The organism is Bacteroides sp. OM08-11 (assembly GCF_003438665.1).
In the GTDB taxonomy this organism is placed as follows: domain Bacteria; phylum Bacteroidota; class Bacteroidia; order Bacteroidales; family Bacteroidaceae; genus Bacteroides; species Bacteroides cutis.
The window spans coordinates 14488-40199 of the sequence record NZ_QSTJ01000002.1 but is presented as its reverse complement, the minus strand read 5'-3'; the positions used below and the strand labels follow the sequence as shown (position 1 = coordinate 40199).

Sequence of the window (25712 nt, the reverse complement as noted above, 5' to 3'; positions counted from 1 at the left end):
TAATCTACCAAATGTCACAATAAATTCATTAATTCTTTCAGATCGGCAATTTGATAAGTAGGAGTAAATGGGAGTTTCGTTATACCTGCTATATTATAAAAGACTTGATGCATACCTACTCTTGCCGCCCCAGTTATATCATTTTCCCAACTATCACCAATCATCAAAGAATCTCGCAATTCAGACTGAGTAGCTGAAAGGGCGAAATGGAATATCTCCGGCCAGGGTTTTAAAATACCAATATCATCAGAAAGAACTATTTTTTTGAAATACCGATCAATATTTGATGAACGCATTTTATGAAACTGCATTTCCTGAAAGCCATTAGAAAGGATATATAAGTTGTATTTGGGAGCAAGATATTCCAGCACTTCACGAGCGTGTGGCATCAGTTTACTTTTAGTTGGAATTGTAGAAAGCGCGTCTTTTTCATACGCTTTCGCTAAAATAGCATTTCCCGCTCCCACTCTTTCCAAAGGATAAAGATAGCGCTGACGATTTAATTCCTGTTTAGTAACTTGTCCATTGGCATACTCCTTCCAGAGTTCCAGGTTACGACGATTATATAATTCGTAATAGTGTTCAAACGAGTCGAAAAAACGGTCATACCCATACTTCTGATACATTTCCTCGTATGTATCACGAGCATTCAGAGAAAAGGCCCAAAGAGTGTCATCTAAATCAAAAAAAAGATTTTTATAAGGCATAAGGATAAAACTAAAAAACTGTTTCAAAAGCAGCTTGACCGACAAGTCCACTTTTGAAACAGTCTCCACATATTATATTACCATTTTCAAATTACTTCACCTGAATAACCAAATACTTGGATACGCTCCAGAATTCTTTAGGATTGGTAATCTTTAAAATAAGCTGGCTTTTATCATCTTTTTCCAAAGCATAGGAGCCTGCCGGATGGGTTGTCAGGATATCAGCATCTTTGGAATACAATTTGATTTCTTTTGTCGTACGAATATCTACCTGCGTAAAATAGTCCTTATTGACATCACCATCCTTCAGTACCTCACCCTTCTTGAAGAGACCTGAACCACTCAAAATCTTCTGATCTTTCAATTCCTTTTTTGTCCCAAATACAAACCAGGCTGTATTAAGCGCTTTATCCTGCTCTGCAACAGTCTTAGACTTTGCTTCATTCTCGGCAGTCAACTCATCCTTAGTAGCTGTCAAACCGGTAACAGCAGCATCCAATTCCTGGATGCGGATGTTCTTGGAAGCCAATTCTGCCTGTAGTTCCTCAATGCGTTGAGTCTTTGCCGTCAATTCTTGAGTCAAAGCTTCTACCGCCTTTTTCAATTGCGCAGAATTTGTTTTACTATTCTTCAACATAGATTGTAATTTAGCAATCTGCTCCTTATTTTCTTCCATCTGTTTACGGATAAATTCAATATCAGAAGCAATCTGTTGTTTTGCATTCAAAGAACCTTCTGCCACAGCACCACGTTGCAAATCCACACGGCTTTCTGCAGCATTGATTTGACGGAAACCTTCAGAAATATCATTGAATGTACCCATCATTTCATCCAATTCAGCATTACGCTGAGTCAATTCCATCAAAAGAGAATCATTTTCAGCTTTCAACTGGTCTTTACTTCCACCAGAGAAACTGTCACACGATGCCATTACGGCTGCGCATACAATTAAAACAGCTAACTTTTTCATACGTTTTTGTTTTACGTTTTGTTAATGAAGTTATTTAATCGTCTATTCCTTCTATTACAATCACTATTTCGCCACGCGGTTCATTGACAGTGAAATGCTCAATCAGTTCCGTAAGAGTACCTCGTACCGTTTCTTCATGTACCTTAGATATTTCACGAGAAACTGTTGCCTGACGTTCCGCACCAAAATACTCGGCAAACTGTGTTAATGTCTTAACCAGCCGATGAGGAGATTCATAAAATACCATAGTCCGGTGTTCTTCCGCTAATATTTTTAGCCGTGTCATACGACCTTTCTTCTGCGGTAGAAAACCCTCAAAACAAAATTTCTCATTCGGCAAACCTGATGCGACCAAAGCCGGAACAAAAGCCGTAGCACCTGGTAAACATTGCACTTCAATACCGTTACGAACACATTCGCGAACCACTAAAAAACCCGGATCTGAAATTCCCGGTGTGCCGGCATCGGAAATCAGTGCAACAGTTGCACCACCCTTTATTTTATTAACAACACTTTCCACCATTTTATGTTCATTAAATTTATGGTGAGATTGCATTGCATTCTTTATTTCAAAATGTTTCAATAGTATTCCTGAAGTACGTGTGTCTTCAGCCAAAATCAAATCTACTTCTTTCAAAATACGGATAGCACGAAATGTCATATCCTCCAGATTTCCTACCGGAGTAGGCACTACATAAAGTTTTCCCATACCTACTATCTATTTTAATTGAAATATTTCTTGAGAAGTTCTATAAAATCAGTCGTAGCTTCGTTCTCTTCATCCGGATGAACGGTTGAAATAAATATATCCAAAGCTTTCTCCAAAGAAGCAGCTTCACCTAATTGTTGCATCACTTCATTCATTCGTACGACATCTCCATTAAAAAGTTCACGGGCAAAACGAAAAGAATCGTTCAAACTAATGGCATGACGTAAATCTGTAGCAGGTTTGATACGTTCTGCCAAAATCGGTGCAGCAGCAGTTACGACATTAGGGACAGGATCAGGAGAAACTTCAACTTTTGCCTGTTCTTCAGCAACAACTTTTTGCTCGGAAGCTGATACCGTTTCGGTGACAGAAACATCTGGCATTGCAAGAGTATCCGGAACTGCAGGAGTAATAACAAAAGTCTCATCAAGTTGCTTAACCAAAGCTTCCAACTTCTCCTGCATCTGATGGATATTTCGCTTGGCCACTATCCGCAATACAGGATTGGTATCAGTAGAAATAGCTTGCATCAAGCATTTCAACTCCTGAATGTCCAACTCAATATCATTCAATAACGTTTGCATATCCTTTACTCCGTCTGTGTTAACGGTACAAATGTAGAAATAAATATCGGGAAGTAAACAAAAGTATCAGATTTCTTTAACCGTTATACTACAAGAAAGAACAATTATAGATTACACAGGAGACAAACTGTTAAATATCATCAAAAGCCCAATTAAACACATCTGACATAGAATTAATTATTTATATTTATAAAGATTACATTTCAATGCCTACACCGAATTCTCCAAGTTCGCTTTGGAATTTTACTGGTAATCCCAATCCTTTTCTCATAAGCAAGAATACCCCTCGAGAAACGGTATATTTCACTAATAATTTAAATGAATATTTACTATATCAAGACAGTGTGCAAATAACGACAGCTATAAAAGACAGCCTCAGTCCTATTTTGATTCTTCAATTCCTGAAAGAAGAATTGGCGATGCACGGTATCATAGCACAGTATCCTGTAAAGAACAAACAACCGGCTACTTATATCATAGAAATCAGCTCTTGCGAATGTCGTTATAAAATAAATTCACGTCTGATTCCCAAGGGCAAAAAAAAGCCCAGATATACCGGTAATTATCAAGTAGAATATGCCATAACGTGGAAAGAACGTAAAAATAACAAGGTAATACCTGTGGAAGACGAAACGAAAGATCGCATTGCATACGAGTGGGAGTATAAACCTAAAACCGACATGAAAGAACTACCCAATCTTTCTACTTCCATGACAAAACTCTGCTGGAGAATAGCCAAAACTAAAGCCGTACAAATAGTCAATGCCTTAAAGGAGAACAATGACAGTCTACAATGATAGTCTATAATGATAGTCTATAAAAAAACATTGTTTTCAAACAAAATGATTACTTTTGCGGTTAAATATAACATTTAAAAACATGGTATTATTTTCGGAAGATCACATACAAGAAACCAAACGTAGAGGAAGAATTGAAGTTATTTGTGGTTCTATGTTTTCAGGAAAAACTGAGGAACTGATACGTCGCCTGAAACGTGCAAAATTTGCCAAACAACGTGTAGAGATATATAAACCTGCCATAGATACTCGCTACTCAGATGCTGATGTAGTGTCTCATGACAGTCATTCCATAGCTTCTACTCCTATAGATTCATCAGCAAGTATTTTGTTATTTACTTCAGAGATAGATGTAGTAGGTATTGATGAAGCACAATTTTTTGACAATGGATTGATTGATGTATGTAACCAACTAGCCAATAACGGTATACGTGTTATCATAGCAGGCTTAGACATGGACTTCCGTGGTATGCCTTTCGGTCCAATGCCAGGATTGTGTGCTATTGCCGACGAAGTATCCAAAGTACATGCTATCTGTGTGAAATGTGGACAATTGGCCTCTTTCTCTCACCGTACTGTAAAAAATGACAAACAGGTATTACTGGGAGAGACTGCAGAATACGAACCACTGTGCAGGACATGTTATCAACAAGCAATTAAAGAAGACCGGAAAATGGTCAACAATTAGTAACAAATATCAAAGAAGGATGGAGCGAAAAAAGATTACATTCGACAGTTTTATCCGTGGTATCATCCTCGGTGTTATCATTATTGCTATATTGATGCTCCTGAAACGATTGAGCAGCGTCTTGTTACCTTTCTTCATAGCTTGGTTGATCGCTTATCTGATATATCCATTGGTCACTTTCTTCCAACATAAATTGCGATTAAAAAATAGAGCTATCTCTATATTTTGTGCTCTAGTCAGTCTTTTATCAGTAGGTACGGCTGTTTTTTATCTTTTAGTTCCTCCGATGATACAAGAGTTTGGTAAAGTAAAAGATTTATTAATACAATATTTTTCAAGTGGAACATATAACAGTAATGTGCCTCAAACCCTATCAGAGTTCTTACGGGAAAACATTGACGTACAATTCATTACTAATCTATTTAATAAAGAGAATTTATTAGATGCAATGAAAGAAGCCGTTCCTCGGTTATGGTCATTAATCTCTGATTCTATTGATTTAATGTTTAGTTTCTTCACCATATTCCTTATTTTATTATATATCATATTCATTTTGTTGGACTACGAAAGTATCTCCGAAGGTTGGACGCATCTTGTTCCATTAAAATACCGTTCTTTTGTTACAAGTATTCTCAATGATATAAAAGTCGGTATGAACCGATATTTCCGTGGACAAGCTTTCGTGGCTCTATGCGTCGGCATTTTATTCAGTATCGGATTTTTAATTATAGATTTTCCCTTAGCAATAGGTTTAGGTTTGTTCATTGGCGCTTTAAACATGGTACCTTACCTACAAGTCATCGGACTTATTCCTACCGTTATGCTTGCTATCCTAAAAGCCGCTGATACAGGAGAAAACTTTTGGATAATCTTAACCTCCGCTGCCGCCGTGTTTATCATCGTACAAATTATTCAGGATGGTTTCATTGTACCACGTGTCATGGGTAAGATTACAGGGTTAAATCCGGCCATTATTTTATTATCTCTGTCTATTTGGGGATCCCTTATGGGAATGTTAGGAATGATTATTGCATTACCACTGACTACCCTAATGCTCTCCTACTATCAACGCTTCATCATCAACCGAGAAAATATTCATAAAGTAGAATATACTGATAATCAATTAAAAACAAAAAACAAGGAAGAATAATATAAACTTTTTTACCCTTATCCCTTGCATTTTCAATAAAAGTATCTATCTTTGCACCCGCTTAACAGCAATAAGGTTTGATTCGCTAGCTCAGCAGGTAGAGCACAACACTTTTAATGTTGGGGTCTTGGGTTCGAGCCCCAAGCGGATCACAGAAACGCTGGACAGAAATGGACTGTAAATGTACAACTCCTACAATATCAAGGTATTGTAGGAGTTTTTCTTTATATAATGTCTGTGACCTAAGACACGAAAAGGTCACAAAAAGACACACTTTCGTGACCAATTCGTGACCTGTCCACCCTCTAAGATTTTAGGTCACGGAATGTCCCAAATTGGCGGTTTGTTGTCTTGATTTGTCCGTACTGCAAATATCTCATTTTCAGTTTATCAATTTAAGTTTGTAACTAAAAAAAAGAGATTATGAGAAGTACTTTTAAGCTACTCTATTTCGTCAAACGAAATGCAGTAAAGAAGAACGGTAATGCACCGATTATCGCACGTATCACTATCGACCAAGTTGTAGCCCAGTTTAACACCAAACTGGAAATAAATCCGGCTCACTGGAGCGTGGAATTAGGCAAGGCTTCCGGCAGAACCGCAGAAGCCGTACACATCAATTCCATGCTGGAAAGTATTCGTAGCACAGTTCATCAACATTACCATGCGTTAATGGCGCAAGACGGATATGTAACCGCAGAACTGGTAAAGAACGCTTTTTTAGGCAAGATAGCAAGGGAACGGACTTTGATAGAGTTCTTCAAACAGCACAACGAACAGTATTTGCAAAAGGTCAAAATGAATACCGCAGACAAGACCTATTCACGTTATGAACTGACAAAGAAACGGCTTATGGAGTTTATGAAGTTTAAATACTCCGTTTCCGATATGCTCATTAAAGATATAAATGTGGTATTCATTGAAGATTTCCTGTTGTATATCAAGAATAACTATGGGTGCAGCCATAATACGGCTATGAAGTTCGTACAACGTTTTCGCACGGTAGTAAACTTTGCCAAGAATACGGGTTTAGTGACTGCCGACCCTTTCGGGAGTTATCGGGTAAGGTTTGAGCGTACCGATAGGGATTATCTGACTATGGAAGAAATTACCGCTATTTACAATCACGAGTTCAGCACCAAGCGACTGGAACAAGTGCGTGACTTGTTTGTTTTTAGCTGCTATACGGCACTTTCTTACATTGATGTATGCGAACTAAGACAAGAGGACATTCGCACCGGATTTGACGGTAATTTGTGGATTATACGGAAAAGACACAAAACAAATGTTACATCTACCGTCCGATTGCTGGATATACCAAAAGCCATATTGGAAAAATACAAAGACAAATTGCCAAACGGTAAGATTTTACCAGTTATCAGCAATCAAAAAATGAATGATTACTTAAAAGAAATCGCAGCCATTTGCGGAATTGAAAAGACCTTGACCTACCACATGAGGCGCCATTCGTGTGCCACTTCGGTACTGCTCGCAAACGGTGTTCCCATTGAAACTGTATCTAAGATTTTAGGTCATACCAACATAAGAACTACTCAAATTTATGCGAGGATTACCGATTTGAAGGTTAGCAGTGACATGGAAATGTTGGCTCAAAGATTAAATAAGAACTAAAAAAATGGGGTGCAATAAGAATGCACCTCATTTTTTGCAACAGAGCTTAATGTTAAAGAAAAACAAGTCCTAATTCATCAACATATTTACGAAGCACATAAGGGAAATCTTTCATATAACCCCAATAATCTTTTTTCCCAAGCATATCTCTCATTAAAGGATGTTGAAATGTAAAATCAATCATTTCTTGAAAATTTTCAATCGCTTCCACTTTCGTATCTTTATTACTTCTCGACTTCAATATTGCCAAAAGTTCTTTTCCGCTGTCGTATATCCATGGAAAATCCCTTTTTAATTGACTTAAAATTATTAAAAATCCAAATGGATTTTTTCTTCCCCTATTGCTTACGTGAATTAATTCTTCTAAAAACATGGGCTGAAATCTTCTTGCTGTTCGTTTCAACTCCAGTTCAGAATTTCTTTCTGTTCTTTCTATCTGTTCTTGTGCCAAAAGTTTTAATTGTTCCAAACTTTCATACAATTTAGGGTCTGTAGTCCTCAATAGTTTTTGGTTATTACGAGATAAATCCAAAATTTCTTCTAATATTTCAGAATAAGCAGGTGACAAATCTTTTGGGGAATCTGTTACCTCTGTTTCATCTTGAATACCTTTTATCTTATTTAATTCTTCTTCCAATGTCGGATACCAAACTTCAAAAGCCTTATTAAGCATGGCTTCAGGAATACTAGCTTCCCCGCATGCTTTATTAAGGCTTTTCAATAATTTATGAATATCTTCTTTTTGAAATATAGTTGATTGAAATTGTAAAATAGGTCCGTCAACTTCTGACCTCTTAATATCAAACAAGAAAGGACTAACAAATGACTTATCCATTGTTTTGGATAAAGCACCAGCCTCAAAAGATAACCACGGAGCATTTATATTATCTTTAGTTACACATAAAATTCCAAATGTGGAGTTTTCTAACTCTGTTGCAATATCTGTACTCCATCTTGCACCTTTATCTATGTCTTCTGATGAAACATATGGCTTTATTGATTGAATAACAGAAGGCAACCAATCACGAAAGACTAATGCTACATGATGACTCTTATTTCCAGACCAACTTATAAAAACTTTCATAAAACAATATTTTCTTTAAGGTGATAATAGCAAATATACACACTTATTTGCTATTACACAAAATACTTCAGAAATATCGTTGAAATCATGTTATCGTCAGATAACAGCAAGGTGTGATTTGTGGCACACAAATCTGTTTTCCGTGCCGCAAAACACCTTGGGCAAATTCACTCCGAAGTCGTGTTGCCAATGAAAGAAAGACATTCCCTAACTAAAGATTTTTTCGCTCGTCGGGACGGGTGGTCCCGCCCCTTGCCGCTGGGCGTTCCCCGACCGATGAGTTTATTTTTGTAATTCTGCAATCTTGTTTTATTGAAATATTGATAGCTTGATTGATTGAAAGCAAGATTTCAAGAAAACTGGATTGATTGAAAACAATAAACCATTCAATATTGATTGAAATACTGAATGGTTTATTTATTGCAAGAAAATAATTACTTGTGAAAAGAAAATAAAACTCGCATCATGTATCGTTTTCATCCATTCTTCGGAGCAGACTTTTTTGCAATGTTTCCAAATACCGAGTTCTATTTATTTTACGGCTTCGCATTTCCAAATAAGAATGATATAAATCACCAATATCTATACTGAACACATTTTCAAAATATCCTGCAATCTCTTTTAAAGTAGCCGTTCCTTTATTAAAATCCCCATTCGCTTCTAAAGCATAAATCAGTTCAACCAACGCCCTTTTAGAACCAGTCCAACGCAAAATAGTTTCTACAACCTGTCCGTTATCCGCTTTGCGCTGTACAATACGCTCCAATTCCTGCAATCTGTTAGTCAAGTAGATTTTCAACAGCTCATTAGTAATAATTTTAGCCACTTTAAAATCATACCCGGTTGAATATAGAGGGTCTTTATCAATATGGGAACTGTCCGTACATATTCGTAAATCATTTTGATTTCGGGTAAAATAGTACCTATCCAAATAAGTAGATTTAGAACGGTAATACTGATAAAAGTCCAAGTTCCTACCGAAATAAAACGTCAAACTATCCAATTCTTTATATAAATACTCTTTCTGTGCAATATCACTACCAGTAGGAAATTTGCTTTCAATGACATATATTTTATTGTAATACATATATTTACTCAACACTTCCGGTTTGTGTTCCTTAAAGAAGTTGATTTCTTCCGCTTCGTCAGCAAACTGATAAGCTAATATGTATTTTCTCAATTCATCACATAAAGGCTGAATAAAACGCATCATATGCAAAGCACTGTCAATGCCCATACAATCATCTATGCCGAGCTTTTCTATCTCTGTATTGATTTGGAACAATATCTTATCTACAAATTGCATAGAATATCTTTCAAGTTTCCGTTCTCTAATTTATATAATGAGTTCCCAGTAAATCATCAGTGGGCATAGGCATACCACAACTTTGGCAAATTCTCTGTTTCATATTTTAATTGAGTCGATAAATAAAATTAACTACAAATCTAAAAATCACGTTCTCGCATTAAGGTATTCAGATAAAGACAATATCGAATAAAACACATTTTTAGGATTACAGCTTTCTAAGGCTGTAGCTTCACTTTGTGGAATACTCCAAGCAGCAGACAGACACATCACATTGGCTTTCCTGCACTCCGTTATATCCGAAAGTGCATCCCCGATATATACGATTTCATTTGCAGCCAAATGATAATCGCATAAGAGTTCTTTCAATGCTTCCGACTTGATGTTCCTTTCAGCGTTTCCCGTAATGATTTTTGCAAAAGAAGTCTTCATATTGAATTGCTTGAGAGTTATATCACAACTGTTCATCCCCTTTCCAGTGATAAGCACCACAATGATACTCTTTTGTTTTAATAAGGCTATCAACTCACGTATTCCCTCAAAAGGTGTCGGACACATTTCTTGATGCAGTTCCTTATAAATCACATAAAATTTATGCAACGCCTGTTGCCGATAGGGTTCATCAACGACACACCCAATCATGCCTTCTTCATTCAAACCAAAAGTATGCCCCACTTCTTCGTCCGACAATTCATGTCCGATATATGGTTGTGTGGCTTTCTTGAAAGCCTGTATGCACATCGGTAAGGTATTGCCTATCGTACCGTCCAAATCAAAAGCGACTAATTTAATCATGGCTATGCGAAGTATTGATTTTCCGAATTACCCTACATGGATTTCCTATGGCAAGACTATTTGACGGAACAGATTTAGTGACAACACTTCCCGCCCCGATAACGCTTCCCTGACCAATAGTAACACCCGGCAGGATAATAACACCGCCGCCAATCCAACAGCCGTCCTCAATGGTAACAGGCAGGGCATACGTGTGACGGATATATGCTGTCCCTTTTTCTGTTTCTATCGGTGTCAGCCGCTCATTCAATTCAACAGGGTGGGTAGCCGTATAGATTTGCACATTGGGGGCTATCAATACATTGTTGCCGATAATGATTTTGTTGCAGTCCACAAAGGTACATCCGGTGTTTATGCTGACATTATTACCTATGCTGATGTTACAACCATAATCGCATATAAAAGAATGTCCTACTGAAACTTTCTTGCCAATGCTTTCAAACATTTCTTTCAGTATTGCATATTTCTCTTCTTTACACTCATACGACAAGGAATTGTATTTCAGCAACAATTCATGCGTTTTTCTTTTAAACTCCATAAATACGGGAGCATGGCAATTGTACCATTCGCCCGACAAGCATTTTTCCAATTCATTTTTCATACCTAATCATGATAAAAGTTACTGCTTTATTTTATTCATGGCAAAGTTATACATATTTAAGCGTAAATATATGTATTATTTTTCCTTTTATCTGTACCTTTACACCTAAAATAGCAAAATAGATAAAATGAAAAGGGAAAATCTACACCAGCCGTTTGAAATTTGTTTCAGTGAACTGGACGAATCACAATTAAAGGAACACGACCATACTTTTTTTGAACTGGTGTATATTCTATCGGGAACAGGTATTCAATGGATAAACAACAATAAATTTCCGTATCATGACGGACATCTTTTCATGATTACCCCCGGTGATATACATTCTTTCGACATTCATACTACCACAAAATTCGTATATATAAAGTTCAATGACATTTATATTCATTCGGCTGTTTTCGGAGCAGAAAACATTCAACGGTTAGAATTTATACTGCAACACGCTAATCATCGCCCCGGTTGCATATTGCGCAATCAAACCGACAAATTGCTGGTAAAACCTATGATAGAAGCGATTATCCGTGAATATGTGAACAGGAACATATACAGCAGTGAAATTATTACGCAGTTAATCAACACAATTGTTATTGTTGTTGCCCGTAACATTACTATGTTCCTACCTGAACAGATAGATGAAAATTCGGAAGAAAAGTCACTGAACATCTTGCAATATATTCAGTCTAACATTTGTTATCCCGAAAAGATAAAGGTTAAAGCGATAAGCCAACATTTTGGTATTTCCCCTAATTATCTTGGGAGATACTTCAAAAAGCAGACTAACGAGACCATGCAGCAGTATATCTTAAACTATAAAATGAAAATGGTGGAAAGTCGGCTTTTGCACAGTGAAATGAGAATTAGCGAAATAGTAGAGGAACTGGGATTTACAGATGAAAGTCATTTGAACAAGCTATTCAAGAAATACAAAGATTGCAATCCAACTGATTTTCGGAAGAAATATCGTATTTAATAAGGCTATTTTTTAGTGCAAGGTGCAAGTATATATTTATATATATAGCTTGCACCTTGCACTAACCTTAGAATGTTTATTTTCAAAGGTTTGCATAATCCCAAAATAATGCGTACATTTGAACCCAAGATGTTGGCAGACAGACACCGGACAACAGCAGACAGTTTTTAAGGACTAAAGCGTGACGGGTACAAAGCCGAAATTTCTGAAAGTACTGATATTGAGGAAGAAATAACGTTTGGTTCATAACCCAGGCGGATCACAGAAAAATCAGAGAGTTACATAAAAGTAACTCTTTTTTTTATACCTAAATTACGCTGGTATACACAGTTCAATTAAACCGAGAGTTAAACCAAGAAGCCATACATATAGTTTCCCTCCAAAAAGAAGACTAAACACCTTTTGCAAATACAAATGTAAAATCTACCTTTGCAATTCGAAAAATCAACTACGAAAATAAAGTGTAAGTTTATGAATGTAAAAGTAAAAGGATATATATTGGGAGCCGTTGCAGCAGCTACTTACGGCATGAATCCGCTCTTCACATTACCGTTATATAAAGAAGGGATGGATCCGGACTCTGTTCTTTTTTTCAGATACCTGTTTGCCATACCTATTTTAGGCATCATGTTGAAAGTAAGAGGTAGAAATTTCAAATTAAAACAGAAGGAAGTATTACCGCTAATCATTCTGGGATGGTTGGTTGCTATATCATCTCTTACTTTATTTCAAAGTTATAATTATATGGAAGCAGGTATCGCGTCAACCATACTTTTTGTTTATCCTATTTTGGTAGCGTTAATTATGGCTGTGATTTTCAAAGAAAAGATCACACTACAAACGATATTATGCATCCTGCTGGCGCTAAGTGGCATCGGTCTGCTTTATAAAGGTGGGGATGGCGCAACGCTTAGTTTGATCGGTGTTGGATTGGTCATGGGCTCCGCACTCTCCTATGCCATTTATATTGTAGGGGTAAATCGACCGATATTAAAAGATGTAGCAACCTTAAAAGTTACTTTCTATGTACTACTTTTCGGTCTGTCACTCTTTCTAGTCCGAGTAGATTTCGGACAAAGTCTGCATATTGTTGATAAGTGGTATCTGTGGGGTAACCTGCTTGCACTAGCGCTTTTTCCCACTGCAATATCTTTTCTCTGTACCACCCAAGCCATTCAAGACATAGGTTCTACTCCAACAGCTATTCTTGGAGCTCTAGAACCTGTAACAGCTGTTTTCTTCGGAGTAACCATCTTCGGTGAAAGTTTGACATTACGGCTGACTTGTGGAATAATATTAATTATTCTAGCAGTAACACTCATCATAGCTGGAGGTAATATTACGACCCATTTAGTGCGTTTCAGAAAGTTATTTCCACGATTACCATTAAAACATACTAGAAATAAATAACCCCATTTATAAGCCTTTCATCTTCCCCAGTATTTTAGGAAACTGCCAGAAGAACAGCAGTGTACAACAGATTGCCGCTGTAGCGTCTGATATCGTTTCTGCCGCATAGACTCCGGTTACTCCCATAAAATGGGGAAGTATCAAAGCCAACGGTATCAACAAGATAACCTTGCGAAGTAAAGCTATGAAAATGGATATCTTCGCCTGCCCCAATGCGACAAACATATTTTGACAGGCACGTTGCAAACCAAAAATAGTCATACCTCCCAAGAAAACCGGCATCGCCCAATGAACAGTCCCTATCAGATACTCATCACTCGTAAAGGCTGATGCAACCGTCGACGGAAATAGGATCATAAATAACATCAGGAACAGATTGAAAGAAAACATAGTAATCAATGCTATCCGGAAACACTCCTTTACGCGCCGCTTATCACCATGTCCGTAATTATAACTCACAATTGGTACAAACCCCTGCGCAAATCCCGTTAATGGTACACTCACAAACTGCATCGAAGTCTGTAAAACCGTTAATGCACTAACGTAAATATCTCCAAATTCTTTCAAACTGCTATTCAGAACAAAACCGACCAAACTCTCAGTACTAGCCATAATAAATGGGGATATTCCCAATGCCAACATCGAAAGTAGAATTCCCTTGTCCAACCTCATATAACACCTTTCCAACGGTAAAGAAGCATGCTTTGAAAAGAGAAAGCGTAATACCCACACAGCACTGCAAGCCTGAGATATCACCGTAGCTAAAGCAGCACCTTTTACTCCCATATCAAACCAGAAAATAAAAATAGGATCGAGAATAATATTCAAAAACGCCCCTATTAAAACCGAGCACATAGCAATAGTAGGTCGTCCCTGTGCATTGATGAAGGAATTTAGTCCTGTAGAAATTTCTACAAAAATAGTCCCCAATAAATAAATAGAAAGATAGTCAACCGCATATCCCAGTGTATTCTCCGAAGCACCTACAAGCAGTAGGATAGGTTCCATAAAGATATATGCAATACAAGAGGTCAATAAAGTGAAAATAATCAACAGACTGAAACCATTTCCTAATATTTTTCCAGCTCGCTGACGATCATCTTGCCCAAGTGCAATGGCTGCCAATGGAGCACCACCTCCTCCCACAATTGCAGAAAAAGAAGAAATCAACACCACGAGAGAGATAGTTACACCCACACCCGCCAACGCATCCGTCCCGATTCCCGGTATATGTCCGATATAAATGCGGTCCACAATGCCATACAACAAATTAACAAATTGTGCCGCTACCGCCGGAAGTGCCATCTTGAAAACCAATGGCAACATACGTTCGGTTCCTAGACGTTCTTCATATTTATTTATCATTTCTTTTGAGTTTACTCACCAACTATCTCCAGTGTGCCCGCTATTAAGCAAACTCTCTATTTTCTGTCTATATAGATTAGAAGCTTCAGCCGCATTTTTAGCAATATCTCCCGTACCCGTTCCATACACCACAATAGGAGTCTGCCATACCATGCCCGAATGAATGGCACTACTTTGATATGGACGTAACAACTCATCCACTGTGAAACAGTTCTTGCCACCACTGCGATAGGCTTCCGCGTTTGAACCCGTAGTTGTAACTACCAATAAAGGTTTACCAGCAACGGCAGGTGTCTGAGACAAATAGGTAAAAACCTCATCTTGCCATTTTTTCAATAGAGAAGGTGCCGATAACCAATAAAAAGGGAACTGATAAACAACCGCAGACGCATCCGAAATAGTCCGAGTCCATTCATCCACATTAAAAGGTAATTCCTCTTCATATAAATTGAACACAGACACTCCGTCTATATCCTTCACCGTATCTATCAACATTCTGTTGGCTCGCGAATCCTTCATTTTAGGATGCGCTAAAATAATTACTACTTTTCTCAAATCTTTATTCATGAGTACTAATCTATTGATGACAAAACAATATCTTCGTAAAGATATGAAATTTCAAGATTTGCGCCATATCCTATTTGTTAATTTTAAGTCATCAGGAAGTATACTTTAAATGATTATTAAAAACATCATTGACCTGTTAAAACGATTTTTTTTAGAAGAAGGACTCAAGAAACATTTTGCTATTTCCCAGAGAAAGTAGAAAAAGGCTATTACCGATATAAGGCTACAATCCCTTCGTGATTATAGGTAAGCCAAAAAATCCTTTTTGCAAAACCAAGTTTTTGGGCTTATCTTTACGCGCTTTATTATAAGTAGCAAGAGAAACTCTGCATGTTTCTCTTGCTCCATTCTCAAATGTTACCTCCAAATAATACTCCTTATGTATACTATCCGATACATAACGGTGTTTTCCTATTTTACGTCTCTTTTCGTGTTGTTCCGTATACTTTCTAAGTACAGTCACTGTAATTTCCTTGGTCGAATTAGTATCCGCCATATAAAAATTACCTATAAGAAAAAGCCCATAGACAATAGAACCTACGCAAGCAAAATGACAAAACATATTAATCATCTTACTATCCATTTCTGTCATCCATATCCATTTTTTATAGAAAGGAGAAGTAATTGCAACAAATACAACACATTACGTTCCACTATACCCCTTCATCTCCCTATGAACTAACTTACCCGACAGAATGTTATACCTAATAATAACTAAAAACGAAAGTATCATGGATAAAAGCTTAATTCATAGCAATGAATTACATTTCATCAATAAGAAACGTATTCACGAAGCAGTAGAGAAAATGGTAGATTCACTGGATATGGCGGCAGGTTCCACCATGGGATTTAACCTGTATGCAGTAGTAGAAACTTATTTTACAGATTTGAAAAAGCGAAAAGAAATTAACCGCTTATTGAGTTTGGAGAAAAATACTTGTGAGAAGATAGAAGAAGAACTCCATGTCTTCGAGATATAATATAAATAAAAACCATCACTGATTACACAGATAGAAACTTAATTAAATTTTTATCTGTGTAATCAGTGATGAAAAAATCTTTTCACATATCGATTTATTAATCTTTTGCCTGATGTACTGTCAACTGCGGGAACGGGAAACCAATACCTTCTTCATTGAATACAGCATAAATAGTCTTATTCATGTCGAAATAAACGCCCCAGTAATCAGCGCTGTTCACCCACACGCGGATAACAACATTCACACTGCTGGCATCCAAAGCATGAAGTGCTATAAAAGGCTCAGGAGTATTCAGTATACGCTTATCAGCAGCTAGAATACGGCGTACCGTACTTTCTACTTTATCATAATTCTCTCCATACTCCACACCGATTATCCAATCCACACGGCGGGTATTTTCGCGGCTGTAATTAGTCACCGTCCCACTACTCAAAGCACCGTTAGGGATATAAATCACTTTATTATCGGCTGTAGTCAGAATAGTATGAAAAATCTGGATCTCGCGTACCGTACCAGATACCCCCTGGCTCTCAATCCAATCACCTACTTTAAAAGGGCGGAACAGTAAAACGATGAGTCCACCGGCAAAATTCTGCAAGTTTCCTGACAATGCCATACCAATAGCCACACCGGCAGAAGCCAGTAAAGCGGCAAATGAAGTAGTTTCTACCCCCAACTTACCGATAACGGCAATAATCAATAAGATCGTCAGCAGAATATTGACCAAACTTTTCACGAAACTCTGAATACTCGGCTCAATTTGTCTTTTTGACAATATTTTGGCTAAAAGCTTCTTGATAAAAGAAATCAAGAACCTACCTACTACGAAAATAATGATAGCGCCAATGATGCGACCACCAGCACCAACGCCCCAGTCTATCAACTGTTGAATAAGAATTTGTACCTTGCTGAAACCTTCTTCAGCAGCTTGAACGGCAACCGCCGCCATTAACAAAGGTGATAACATAATGATTTTGTTTTAATAAATTAATGTGGCAAAATTAACAAATTAATTCAGTTTTCGTTCACAGAACTTGTAGATTTCGTCAGAAAGTAATACTTTTGCAACCGATTTCAACTAAGGGGTGCCCTAATATGACGGGCTGAGAACATACCCATTGACCTGATCCGGGTAGTGCCGGCGGAGGGAAAAGAAGAAAAATTCCCCTTTTCTGGTTTCATCACTGATTATACAGATTAACACAGCTTGTTCACCACAGAGAACAACAGAAGTCATAAAAGGATAAAAGCTTGTGTTAGTCCGCATGATTTGCGGTTAAAAAATCTTTGTGAACCCAGTATTCTCTGTGATGAAAGTAAAAACATCAAATAAAAGTATTGCAAATGAAAAGACGTGTAATGGCGACATGCCTTCTAATGGTAGCGTTGAGTGTCTGTGCGCAGCCCAAAGAAAAGGATAGCTTGCAAGTAGTGGATCTACAGGAAGTAGAAATTATTTCCACACGTGCCACAGGAACCACTCCGGTGGCATTTACCAATGTAAATAAAGAACAACTGAAAAAACAGAATTTCGGAGTGGATATTCCATATTTACTGACATTTACCCCTTCTGTACTGACAACAAGCGATGCAGGAACCGGCATCGGCTATACCAGTATTCGTGTGCGCGGAACGGATGCTACGCGCATCAACGTCACTACCAACGGTATACCGATGAACGATGCCGAGAGCCATTCCATCTTCTGGGTAAACACGCCCGATTTTGCTTCATCCCTGCAAGATATGCAAATCCAACGTGGCGCGGGAACTTCAACAAACGGTGCAGGTGCTTTCGGCGCCAGTATCAACATGCAGACACAAGGTATTTCACCGAAACCATACGCTGAAATCTCCGGTTCTTACGGCTCGTTCAACACGCATAAAGAAACCGTAAAAGTGGGAACAGGTATCATCAATGAGCATTGGGGGTTTGACGCTCGTCTGTCTAATATCCAAAGTGACGGTTACAGAGACCGTGCCGACGCCGACCTGAAATCTTATTTTGTCCAGGGTGGTTATTACAATGAAAATACCACTATCAAGTTCATCACCTTTGGTGGAAAAGAAGAGACTTACCATGCTTGGGACGGGCTGGACAAAGAGATGCTACAAGCACATCGTAAATACAATCCAAACGGAGAAATAAAGGATGATGAAGGAAACGTGACAGGTTTCTATGACAACCAGATAGACTATTATCGCCAAACACATTACCAACTGTTACTGAACCAGATCCTATCGCCGTTTTGGGATCTAAACGTAGCCCTGCACTATACCGACGGAGATGGCTATTACGAAGAATATAAAAACGCACGTACCTTGATGGAATATGGTCTGCAGCCTTTCGAGGTGAATGGTCAGACTATCAAAAAGTCCAATCTCGTACGACGTAAATTAGTGAACAGCGGTTTTGGTGGTGGAGTGTTCTCCGTAAACTATAACAGTGATAAAATCGATGCATCCATAGGCGGAGGATTGAACTATTATAAGAATACGCACAACGGTAAGGTGATATGGGTAAAGGACTATATCGGTAACCTAAGCCCCGACCATGAATACTACCGTAACATCGGTCGCAAAACAGATGGTAATATCTATGCGAAAGCCAACTGGAAAGTAGGTGGTGGCGTTAATCTCTATGCCGACCTGCAATATCGTTACACCCGTTACAAGATAAATGGCAACAACGATAAATGGGACTGGACTGCTGATCCCGGTCATCTGCAACCGCTCAACATCGACGAAGAATTTAATTTCTTCAACCCGAAAACCGGTGTTTTCTGGAGTATCAACCCATATAATAAAGTATACGGTTCCTTCAGCGTTGCCCATAAAGAACCTACCCGTAATAATTATACCGATAATTTCTTCGCTACTCGTCCCAAGGCAGAACGTCTTTTCGACTATGAACTGGGATACACTTTCCATAAAAACTGGTTCAACGCAGGAGTCAATCTTTACTATATGGACTATAAAGACCAATTGGTGCTGAATGGGCAGTTGAACGAAATCGGTGAAGCCGTAGCAGAAAACGTAAAAGACAGTTATCGCATGGGGATCGAACTAATGGCAGGTGTACAAATTGCCCAATGGCTGCGTTGGGACATCAACGCCACCTTGAGCCGTAACCGTATCAAAAATTATACGGAATACCTGAGTGACGTCAATGAAGACTGGAACGACATGTATAGTGAAAGTTGGGGTATCTCACAAACCACCCGTTATATAGGAACAACCCCTATATCATTTTCCCCGGATTTTATGGCAAACAGTTTGATTTCGTTCGACTATAAAGGTATCAATGCTTCTTTACAGACGCAATACGTCAGCAAACAGTACCTCAACAATGCCCATCAGGAAGATTGTACACTGAATGCATACTGGGTAAGTAACCTCAATGTAGGTTATACTTTCAAACTACACGGTATAAAGTCTGTCAATGTAGGAGTTACAGTGTATAACCTCTTTAATGAGCTCTACGAAAGCAATGGATATGCATCAGGAAGTGCCGTCTATGAAGGCCACGGCAAAGACCAGATAAAGACATCGGACAGTAAACTGCTTTATACCTCAAATTATGCAGCCTATTATCCGAATGCCGGTATCAATGCTTTGGCGCACATCACACTAAGTTTCTAACGTATGGAACAAATTCTTGAAATCATAGGTACACTTGTCGGACTTCTCTACCTTTGGTTAGAATACCGTGCCAGTATCTATCTTTGGATAGCGGGTATCGTTATGCCCGCCATCTACATTTTTGTTTACTACGATGCCGGTTTGTATGCCGATTTCGGTATCAATATCTATTATCTGGGGGCTGCCATTTATGGCTGGACGATGTGGAAATACGGAAGTTTCCTACGTCGTAAGTTTCTGCGTAAACAAATTTCAGGCAAGGAAAAACGACAAGTAGAGTTACCCATCACCCGCATGCCGTTACAGTATCTATTACCGCTTACCGCCGTATTCGTCCTTACCCTCGTGCCCATCGCCTGGATATTGATAAACTTCACAGATAGTAACGTACCTTGGTTGGATTCTTTCACTACTGCACTAAGTATCATCGGTATGTGGATGTTGGCTCGTAAATATGTGGAACAGTGGTGGGCATGGATTGCGGTGGATGCCGTTAGTTGCGGTTTGTATATCTACAAAGGGCTCGATTATACAGCCGCCTTATACGGTCTTTACACAATAATCGCTATTTTTGGTTACTTTAAATGGAAGAAAATGATGATTTAAATGAAAGAACTAAGAATGAAGAATTACCTTGCGGTATGTTTGCATAACACAGCCAAGTTCTACATTCTTCATTTTCCCAACGTAAAATCAGACAGAAAGATGGTAGAAGCAGTAATTTTAGCAAACGGGGAATACCCGACGCATCCCCAGCCTTTGAATATCCTAAAAAAAGCACCTTACGTAGTTTGCTGCGATGGTGGAGCCGATGAATATATCCGGCAGGGACATGTACCAGATATGATTATCGGTGACGGAGATTCTCTCAGTGAAAAGAACCGTACAAAATACGGACATGTTCTCCATCGTATCAACGATCAGGAAACAAACGACCAAACCAAAGCCGTTGACTATCTCCTTTCACAGGGCAAACACCGGATTGCCATCGTTGGAGCTACCGGGAAACGAGAAGACCATACTTTAGGAAATATCAGCTTACTTATGGATTATATGCATGCAGGTGCCGATGTACGTATGTTCACGAACTACGGTGTATTTATTCCCTGCCGGAATACACAGAGCTTCCCTTGTTCTCCCGGTCAACAGATATCCATCATCAACTTCACAGCCTGCGGACTATGCGGAAAAGGGTTGGTTTATCCACTCAGAAACTTCACCAATTGGTGGCAAGGTACACTCAATGAATGTACGGGAGAGGAATTCACAATTGAAGCAGAAGGGGAATATCTGATATTTATCAATTATACCAATCAATAATCACGTTTTCTTTCTCTCCGCCACTTCTACAAAGTATACACTGATACAAATCATGACAATCGCAACGGCTTGTGTCCAGCTAAAGCGATCTTGCCCCAATAAAAGGGAAGTAACGGTAGTGACCACCAAAATCAGATAGCTGTAAATGGAAACGACTGTTGTCTTTAGATATTTCAGTCCGATAGGAACAAGAAAATAACTTATGTAGGTAGGGAAAATGAGAACAAACGCCAAAACAGCCCATACCATCCAATGCCACCTTCCGTGCCAGGCGTCTACAAATAAAGGAGCATCCCAACCCACAATCGACGAAACAACCAGCCCCATTACCGCCGCACCGCCAAAGATATATTTCATCATCGTCACCACTCCCACTTTTTCCAATAATTTCTTGCTCACAATCAGATAGACGGCAAACACCAGCGAACTAATCATACAAAGTATATTTCCCGTAAAAGCATCATGGGCCAAATCATCACTACCTTGCGTAATGATACATAATAACGCACCTCCAAACCCCAAAGCAATGCCGATAATCTTCATCAATGTAGCCTTCTCTTGAAGAAAAAAGACAGAAATAAGAAATACCCAAATGGGTTGCATAGAGTTAAATATAGCACTGGAAACCGGAGTAGTCTTACTGATACCCAACAGATAGCAAAACATAAACCCATACAATCCAAAAGCTCCAAGGCAAAACAGTTTCATCTGCTGCCGCTTTGTAACAGGTGCTTCTTTTACAAACCAGCCTGTTATCCAAAACATCACTGCCGCAAATATACATCGCATAGTGACACCCGTCAACGCACCCAGCCACAAGGGGAGCAGAAATTTCAACGCATTCATATTCAATCCGGCCATGACGCGCGACGCAATCATGCTGAGATTGGCTTCCAGCTTCTTATCCTTCATAAGATTATATTTTGAGGGTACAACAATTTATTACTTTATTATGTTTTAAAGAAAAGATAGGAGATTATATTATGACAGAAAAAGAAGAAAATAACAAGACAAAGCCATCATCCAAACAACCTAAGTCCGTCCTTGCTTTCTATATCCGACTGCGGCTGGACATTAAAACCGCCTGCCAACAAATTGAAAACGGATTGGGACAAGAAGATATAACCATCAATGAGGAGGTAGAAAAATGGCTAAACAAGTAATCTGGTCTCCCCTTGCCAAAGAGGAACTAAAAAAAATCCTGTTATCCACTATAGACAAACAAGGAGATAAGCGAAGTTGTAAAACGCTATATGGTCTGTTTCAAAATGTTCTTCACCGTATCACCCTGAACCCCTTCATCGGAAAAGTCACCGAAATGGAGAATATACGTTACGTCACCCCACATCCCAACTATACTGTTTTCTATCGACATAGCTTGTTGAAAATAGAGATCCTTGTTATTTGGGATAATCATCACAAAGCAGGAAGAATGAAAATGATAACGGAGAAGTAAAATCCGTCAAGAGCAGATTTATATATCATTAACTGTAAGACAGAAGTTCTGTCTGCTTCAAATATATCATCTGTTCGAATGAGACGCATAGTCTGTTTGCTCACAACAGACTATACACTTTGCAAAGACACATCATGGGAATGACGCGATTCAATAACCAGGTTACCACACTTCAGCTCTTCAAATGCCACATGTTAACCCCGTAAATACCCGTCATTTCACCTGCTGAGGTGTGGCATTTAGGTTAACTAAGGTTGACATCCTCAAAACTGAAGTGTAGCATTTGCAATGAAGTTATGTAAGGACAAAATAAAAACGGAAGAGCAATGCCCTTCCATTTCCCCAACTTAATATTAATAAATATCTATCATTGAACTTTACAAAGTTACAACATAAAAAAGACAATATCAAGTATTTCCAGACTTTTTATAGCTTCATCAGATAATTCTTGAAGTCCACAAAATCTTTCGACATCAGCAAACTTTTCTTCTCTCCACGCATAAAGGTTTGAAGTTTCTCCGGTATCTGCACGGACTCACCGATAATACGTTCTACCGTATCCTTGAATTTTGCCGGATGGGCAGTTTCCAGGAACACACCTGTTTCACCAGACTGTAAACCCTCGACCAAGGCGCGATATCCGCAAGCACCGTGCGGGTCAAGAAGATAACGATCTTTCTTCCACACGTTTTTCATGGTCTCGGCAATCTGCTCGTCGGTATAAGTCGCCCCACTTATCTCGGCAGAGATAGCGGCATGGCTACCGCCGTAAAGGTCTAGTACGCGGGCAAAGTTACTAGGATCACCCACATCCATGGCATTGGCGATGGTGGCTATACTTGGACGCGGTGTATAAACACCTGTATTCAGGTATTGGAAGAAAATGTCGTTACGGTTGTTGGATGCGATGAAGCGTTTCACGGGAAGTCCCATACGTTTACCGAAGAGTCCGGCGGTGATATTACCGAAGTTGCCGCTGGGCACGCAAATAACGACATTATCACTCTTGCCGATACGCTTCAGTTGAGCGTAGGCATAGAAATAGTAGAATGCCTGTGGCAGGAAACGCGCCACGTTAATGGAATTGGCACTGGTGAGTTGCAAGCGCTCGTTGAGTTCCCGATCCATAAAAGCAGATTTAACCAAAGCCTGGCAGTCGTCGAACGTACCATCCACCTCGATAGCCGTGATATTCTGTCCCAAAGTAGTAAACTGTTTTTCCTGGATCTCACTGACTTTCCCTTTCGGATAGAGCACATACACATGAATACCCTCCACACCGAGAAAGCCATTGGCAACAGCACTACCCGTGTCACCGGAAGTGGCTACAAGAACATTAACCTGTTTTTTACCCTCTTTTTTGATAAAATAACCCAGTAAACGTGCCATGAAACGACCGCCTACATCCTTAAAGGCAAGCGTCGGTCCATGAAAAAGTTCGAGCGAATAAATATTCTCCGTAACCCCAACCAAAGGGACATCGAAACTGAGCGTATCATAAACAATCTGTTTCAAGATATCAGCAGGAACATCTTCGCCAAAGAATGCATCTGCCACACGATAAGCTATTTCCTGGAAACTCAGTGTATCAATGCTGTCATAAAACTCTTGCGGTAAGGATTTGATTACAAAGGGCATGAAAAGTCCTTTGTCTGCGGCAAGCCCCTTTACTACGGTTTCTTCAAGCGTAGCTTCGGGAGCTTGTTTGTTAGTGCTGTAATATTTCATAATATTTCTTTCATAAATTCATTAATAAACTCATCTTCTCTCATCAAACCGTAACTGCCGTTACAGGCCGCCACTTCGTCGAATGTCTGTACCTCGTCCGGCTCGATACCCGGATACCAGATAAAGAAAGGAACAGGCTCATTAGTATGGGTACGAAGCTCGCAAGGTGTAGGATGATCGGGCAATACGGCTATAGAGACCGGTTCGTCCCAGTTCTTCACAGCTTCGTAAACAGGACCTACTGCACGACTGTCCAGGTTCTCGATCGTCAAAGTCTTCAAAGAAATGTCACCTTCATGACCCGCCTCATCACTGGCTTCGATATGCAAGTAAACAAAATCATCCGTTTTCAGCGCATCAAGGGCGGCAGCTACCTTGTTTTCGTAATTCGTATCATACAGCCCCGTTGCTCCTTCAACAATCAGGCGACGCAATCCGGCATAATAACCGATGCCGTTAATCAAATCAACAGCCGAAATCACAGCACCACACTTCACTTGCGGAAACTTGTCAGAAAGGCGTTCCATCTGCGGACGATACCCCGGGCTCCACGGCCAGATACTGTTTGCAGGGTCTTTCCCCCCGGCCATACGTTTTTGGTTGATAGGATGATTTTGCAAAAGTTCCCAAGAACGCATGATCAGGTCGTTTATCAGGTCGGCAGTTTGCTGAGGTGTCAAGTCTGCCTGCCCTTCAGGAGTAGTAATATTCTCCGTACCCGGCATCGGCTTCACCAGTAGAGGACGAAAAGGTTTTAAAGGAACATCATGCGGTGGGGTACAGTCAATACGCTTGTCGCCCCCTTTGATTACCAGCAGATGGCGATATTGAACACCTGTATAAAAGCGTACCCGTTCGTCACCCAGTTGTTCTTGCAAATATTTCACCAACACATCGGCTTCTTCAGTCGTGATGTGTCCGGCTGAATGGTTCTTTATATTATCACCTTCGATACAGATGATATTGCAGCGCATCGCCATCTCACCGGGTTTCAACTCCACACCGATACTTGCAGCTTCCAAAGGTCCGCGACCTTCGTACACTTTCGGAAGATTATAACCCAAAACGGACATATTCGCCACTTCGCTGCCTGGATGAAAACCGTCGGCAACAGTCTTTAACCGCCCCACACGTCCCATTTGCGCCAGCTTATCCATATAAGGAGTCTTGGCGCTTTGCAACAGCGTCTTGCCACCTAATGACTTCACAGGCCAGTCAGCCATTCCGTCACCTAATATGATAATATGTTTCATTTCC

The 25712-nt window shown here is 39.3% G+C and carries 28 protein-coding genes, 1 tRNA gene and 1 riboswitch; of the genes, 13 read left to right on the top strand and 16 right to left on the bottom strand.

Translation table 11 applies throughout. From position 1 onward, the window contains the following. Positions 1-14: 14 nt before the first annotated feature. From DXC10_RS04040 to DXC10_RS04025, 4 genes are all read right to left on the bottom strand, one after another. On the bottom strand, positions 15-707 hold the full coding sequence (locus tag DXC10_RS04040) for a YjjG family noncanonical pyrimidine nucleotidase (protein WP_101545938.1): 693 nt from the start codon (positions 705-707) through the stop codon (positions 15-17). Positions 708-798: 91 nt separating this feature from the next. Continuing rightward, on the bottom strand, positions 799-1677 hold the full coding sequence (locus tag DXC10_RS04035) for a hypothetical protein (protein WP_101545940.1): 879 nt from the start codon (positions 1675-1677) through the stop codon (positions 799-801). A gap of 34 nt (positions 1678-1711) precedes the next feature. Beyond that, the gene (gene rsmI / locus DXC10_RS04030; RefSeq protein ID WP_117737383.1) at positions 1712-2386 is read right to left on the bottom strand and encodes a 16S rRNA (cytidine(1402)-2'-O)-methyltransferase; all 675 of its coding nucleotides are present in this window, start codon (positions 2384-2386) and stop codon (positions 1712-1714) included. A gap of 14 nt (positions 2387-2400) precedes the next feature. After that, entirely contained in the window at positions 2401-2970 is a 570-nt protein-coding gene (locus DXC10_RS04025; protein ID WP_117737382.1) for a hypothetical protein, read from the bottom strand. A gap of 206 nt (positions 2971-3176) precedes the next feature. On the opposite strand from DXC10_RS04025, the gene DXC10_RS04020 reads away from it, so the two are divergent. The 5 genes from DXC10_RS04020 to DXC10_RS04000 all read left to right on the top strand — a co-directional run bounded on the left by DXC10_RS04020 (position 3177) and on the right by DXC10_RS04000 (position 7237). Further along, positions 3177-3767 carry a hypothetical protein gene (locus DXC10_RS04020; RefSeq protein ID WP_101545946.1) on the top strand — a complete coding sequence of 197 codons (591 nt, stop codon included), beginning with the start codon at positions 3177-3179 and terminating at the stop codon, positions 3765-3767. 82 nt (positions 3768-3849) lie between these two features. Then, a complete protein-coding gene (locus tag DXC10_RS04015) occupies positions 3850-4455 on the top strand; it encodes a thymidine kinase (protein WP_101545948.1) in 606 nt (201 codons plus the stop codon). A gap of 19 nt (positions 4456-4474) precedes the next feature. Next, entirely contained in the window at positions 4475-5605 is a 1131-nt protein-coding gene (locus tag DXC10_RS04010; RefSeq protein ID WP_117737381.1) for an AI-2E family transporter, read from the top strand. 79 nt (positions 5606-5684) lie between these two features. Next, a tRNA-Lys gene (locus DXC10_RS04005) sits at positions 5685-5757 on the top strand. Between the two features lie 271 nt (positions 5758-6028). Then, the gene (locus DXC10_RS04000; RefSeq protein ID WP_117737380.1) at positions 6029-7237 is read left to right on the top strand and encodes a site-specific integrase; all 1209 of its coding nucleotides are present in this window, start codon (positions 6029-6031) and stop codon (positions 7235-7237) included. Positions 7238-7289: 52 nt separating this feature from the next. Here DXC10_RS04000 and DXC10_RS03995 read toward each other — a convergent pair whose 3' ends face one another. From DXC10_RS03995 to DXC10_RS03975, 5 genes are all read right to left on the bottom strand, one after another. Then, complete coding sequence (locus DXC10_RS03995; protein WP_117737379.1) at positions 7290-8321, bottom strand: TIR domain-containing protein; 1032 nt, start codon at positions 8319-8321, stop codon at positions 7290-7292. 463 nt (positions 8322-8784) lie between these two features. Continuing rightward, on the bottom strand, positions 8785-9627 hold the full coding sequence (locus tag DXC10_RS03990) for an RteC domain-containing protein (protein ID WP_032531712.1): 843 nt from the start codon (positions 9625-9627) through the stop codon (positions 8785-8787). A 25-nt stretch (positions 9628-9652) separates the two neighbouring features. After that, positions 9653-9730 (bottom strand): zinc ribbon domain-containing protein, encoded by a 78-nt coding sequence (locus DXC10_RS16690; protein WP_117737530.1) that lies wholly within the window; start codon positions 9728-9730, stop codon positions 9653-9655. Between the two features lie 44 nt (positions 9731-9774). Then, entirely contained in the window at positions 9775-10422 is a 648-nt protein-coding gene (locus tag DXC10_RS03980) for an HAD family hydrolase (protein WP_032531713.1), read from the bottom strand. Then, positions 10415-11023 carry a sugar O-acetyltransferase gene (locus tag DXC10_RS03975; RefSeq protein WP_117737378.1) on the bottom strand — a complete coding sequence of 203 codons (609 nt, stop codon included), beginning with the start codon at positions 11021-11023 and terminating at the stop codon, positions 10415-10417. The genes DXC10_RS03980 and DXC10_RS03975 overlap by 8 nt, the downstream gene beginning before the upstream one ends. A 127-nt stretch (positions 11024-11150) precedes the next feature. Here DXC10_RS03975 and DXC10_RS03970 point away from each other — a divergent pair, with 127 nt between their 5' ends. Together DXC10_RS03970 and DXC10_RS03965 are read left to right on the top strand one after the other, a co-directional pair. Continuing rightward, entirely contained in the window at positions 11151-11990 is an 840-nt protein-coding gene (locus DXC10_RS03970) for an AraC family transcriptional regulator (protein ID WP_025076653.1), read from the top strand. Between the two features lie 471 nt (positions 11991-12461). Beyond that, positions 12462-13400, top strand: a complete 939-nt coding sequence (locus tag DXC10_RS03965) for a DMT family transporter (protein ID WP_117737529.1) — start codon at positions 12462-12464, stop codon at positions 13398-13400. Positions 13401-13406: 6 nt separating this feature from the next. Here the strand turns inward: DXC10_RS03965 and DXC10_RS03960 are convergent, their stop codons facing one another. The 3 genes from DXC10_RS03960 to DXC10_RS03950 form a co-directional block, all read right to left on the bottom strand. Continuing rightward, on the bottom strand, positions 13407-14765 hold the full coding sequence (locus DXC10_RS03960) for an MATE family efflux transporter (protein ID WP_117737377.1): 1359 nt from the start codon (positions 14763-14765) through the stop codon (positions 13407-13409). Positions 14766-14780: 15 nt separating this feature from the next. Further along, positions 14781-15332 (bottom strand): NAD(P)H-dependent oxidoreductase, encoded by a 552-nt coding sequence (locus DXC10_RS03955; protein ID WP_117737376.1) that lies wholly within the window; start codon positions 15330-15332, stop codon positions 14781-14783. Positions 15333-15555: 223 nt separating this feature from the next. After that, positions 15556-15924, bottom strand: coding sequence for a hypothetical protein (locus DXC10_RS03950; RefSeq protein ID WP_117737375.1), 369 nt, complete (start codon positions 15922-15924; stop codon positions 15556-15558). Positions 15925-16063: 139 nt separating this feature from the next. Here DXC10_RS03950 and DXC10_RS03945 point away from each other — a divergent pair, with 139 nt between their 5' ends. Continuing rightward, a complete protein-coding gene (locus DXC10_RS03945; protein WP_117737374.1) occupies positions 16064-16312 on the top strand; it encodes a hypothetical protein in 249 nt (82 codons plus the stop codon). Positions 16313-16409: 97 nt separating this feature from the next. Here the strand turns inward: DXC10_RS03945 and DXC10_RS03940 are convergent, their stop codons facing one another. Beyond that, positions 16410-17261: a mechanosensitive ion channel family protein gene (locus DXC10_RS03940; protein ID WP_101545961.1), complete on the bottom strand. Its 852-nt coding sequence runs from the start codon at positions 17259-17261 to the stop codon at positions 16410-16412. Between the two features lie 122 nt (positions 17262-17383). Further along, a riboswitch (TPP riboswitch) is annotated at positions 17384-17479 on the top strand. Between the two features lie 177 nt (positions 17480-17656). Between DXC10_RS03940 and DXC10_RS03935 the strand changes: the two genes are divergently transcribed. The 3 genes from DXC10_RS03935 (at position 17657) to DXC10_RS03925 (ending at position 21271) form a co-directional block, all read left to right on the top strand. Beyond that, positions 17657-19951 (top strand): TonB-dependent receptor, encoded by a 2295-nt coding sequence (locus DXC10_RS03935; RefSeq protein ID WP_117737373.1) that lies wholly within the window; start codon positions 17657-17659, stop codon positions 19949-19951. Between the two features lie 3 nt (positions 19952-19954). Next, a complete protein-coding gene (gene pnuC, locus DXC10_RS03930; RefSeq protein WP_101545966.1) occupies positions 19955-20557 on the top strand; it encodes a nicotinamide riboside transporter PnuC in 603 nt (200 codons plus the stop codon). 99 nt (positions 20558-20656) lie between these two features. After that, positions 20657-21271 (top strand): thiamine diphosphokinase, encoded by a 615-nt coding sequence (locus DXC10_RS03925; RefSeq protein WP_101546081.1) that lies wholly within the window; start codon positions 20657-20659, stop codon positions 21269-21271. Here the strand turns inward: DXC10_RS03925 and DXC10_RS03920 are convergent, their stop codons facing one another. After that, positions 21272-22183, bottom strand: coding sequence for a DMT family transporter (locus DXC10_RS03920; protein ID WP_117737372.1), 912 nt, complete (start codon positions 22181-22183; stop codon positions 21272-21274). It lies immediately after the preceding gene. 71 nt (positions 22184-22254) lie between these two features. Here DXC10_RS03920 and DXC10_RS03915 point away from each other — a divergent pair, with 71 nt between their 5' ends. Further along, the gene (locus DXC10_RS03915) at positions 22255-22434 is read left to right on the top strand and encodes a hypothetical protein (RefSeq protein WP_101545970.1); all 180 of its coding nucleotides are present in this window, start codon (positions 22255-22257) and stop codon (positions 22432-22434) included. After that, positions 22419-22727, top strand: coding sequence for a type II toxin-antitoxin system RelE/ParE family toxin (locus DXC10_RS03910; protein ID WP_101545972.1), 309 nt, complete (start codon positions 22419-22421; stop codon positions 22725-22727). Before DXC10_RS03915 ends, DXC10_RS03910 begins: the two co-directional genes overlap by 16 nt. Positions 22728-23153: 426 nt before the next feature. Here DXC10_RS03910 and thrC read toward each other — a convergent pair whose 3' ends face one another. Both thrC and DXC10_RS03900 read right to left on the bottom strand, forming a co-directional pair. Beyond that, positions 23154-24455 carry a threonine synthase gene (gene thrC, locus DXC10_RS03905; RefSeq protein WP_117737371.1) on the bottom strand — a complete coding sequence of 434 codons (1302 nt, stop codon included), beginning with the start codon at positions 24453-24455 and terminating at the stop codon, positions 23154-23156. Further along, entirely contained in the window at positions 24452-25708 is a 1257-nt protein-coding gene (locus DXC10_RS03900) for a cofactor-independent phosphoglycerate mutase (RefSeq protein WP_117737370.1), read from the bottom strand. Before DXC10_RS03900 ends, thrC begins: the two co-directional genes overlap by 4 nt. Positions 25709-25712: the final 4 nt, after the last annotated feature.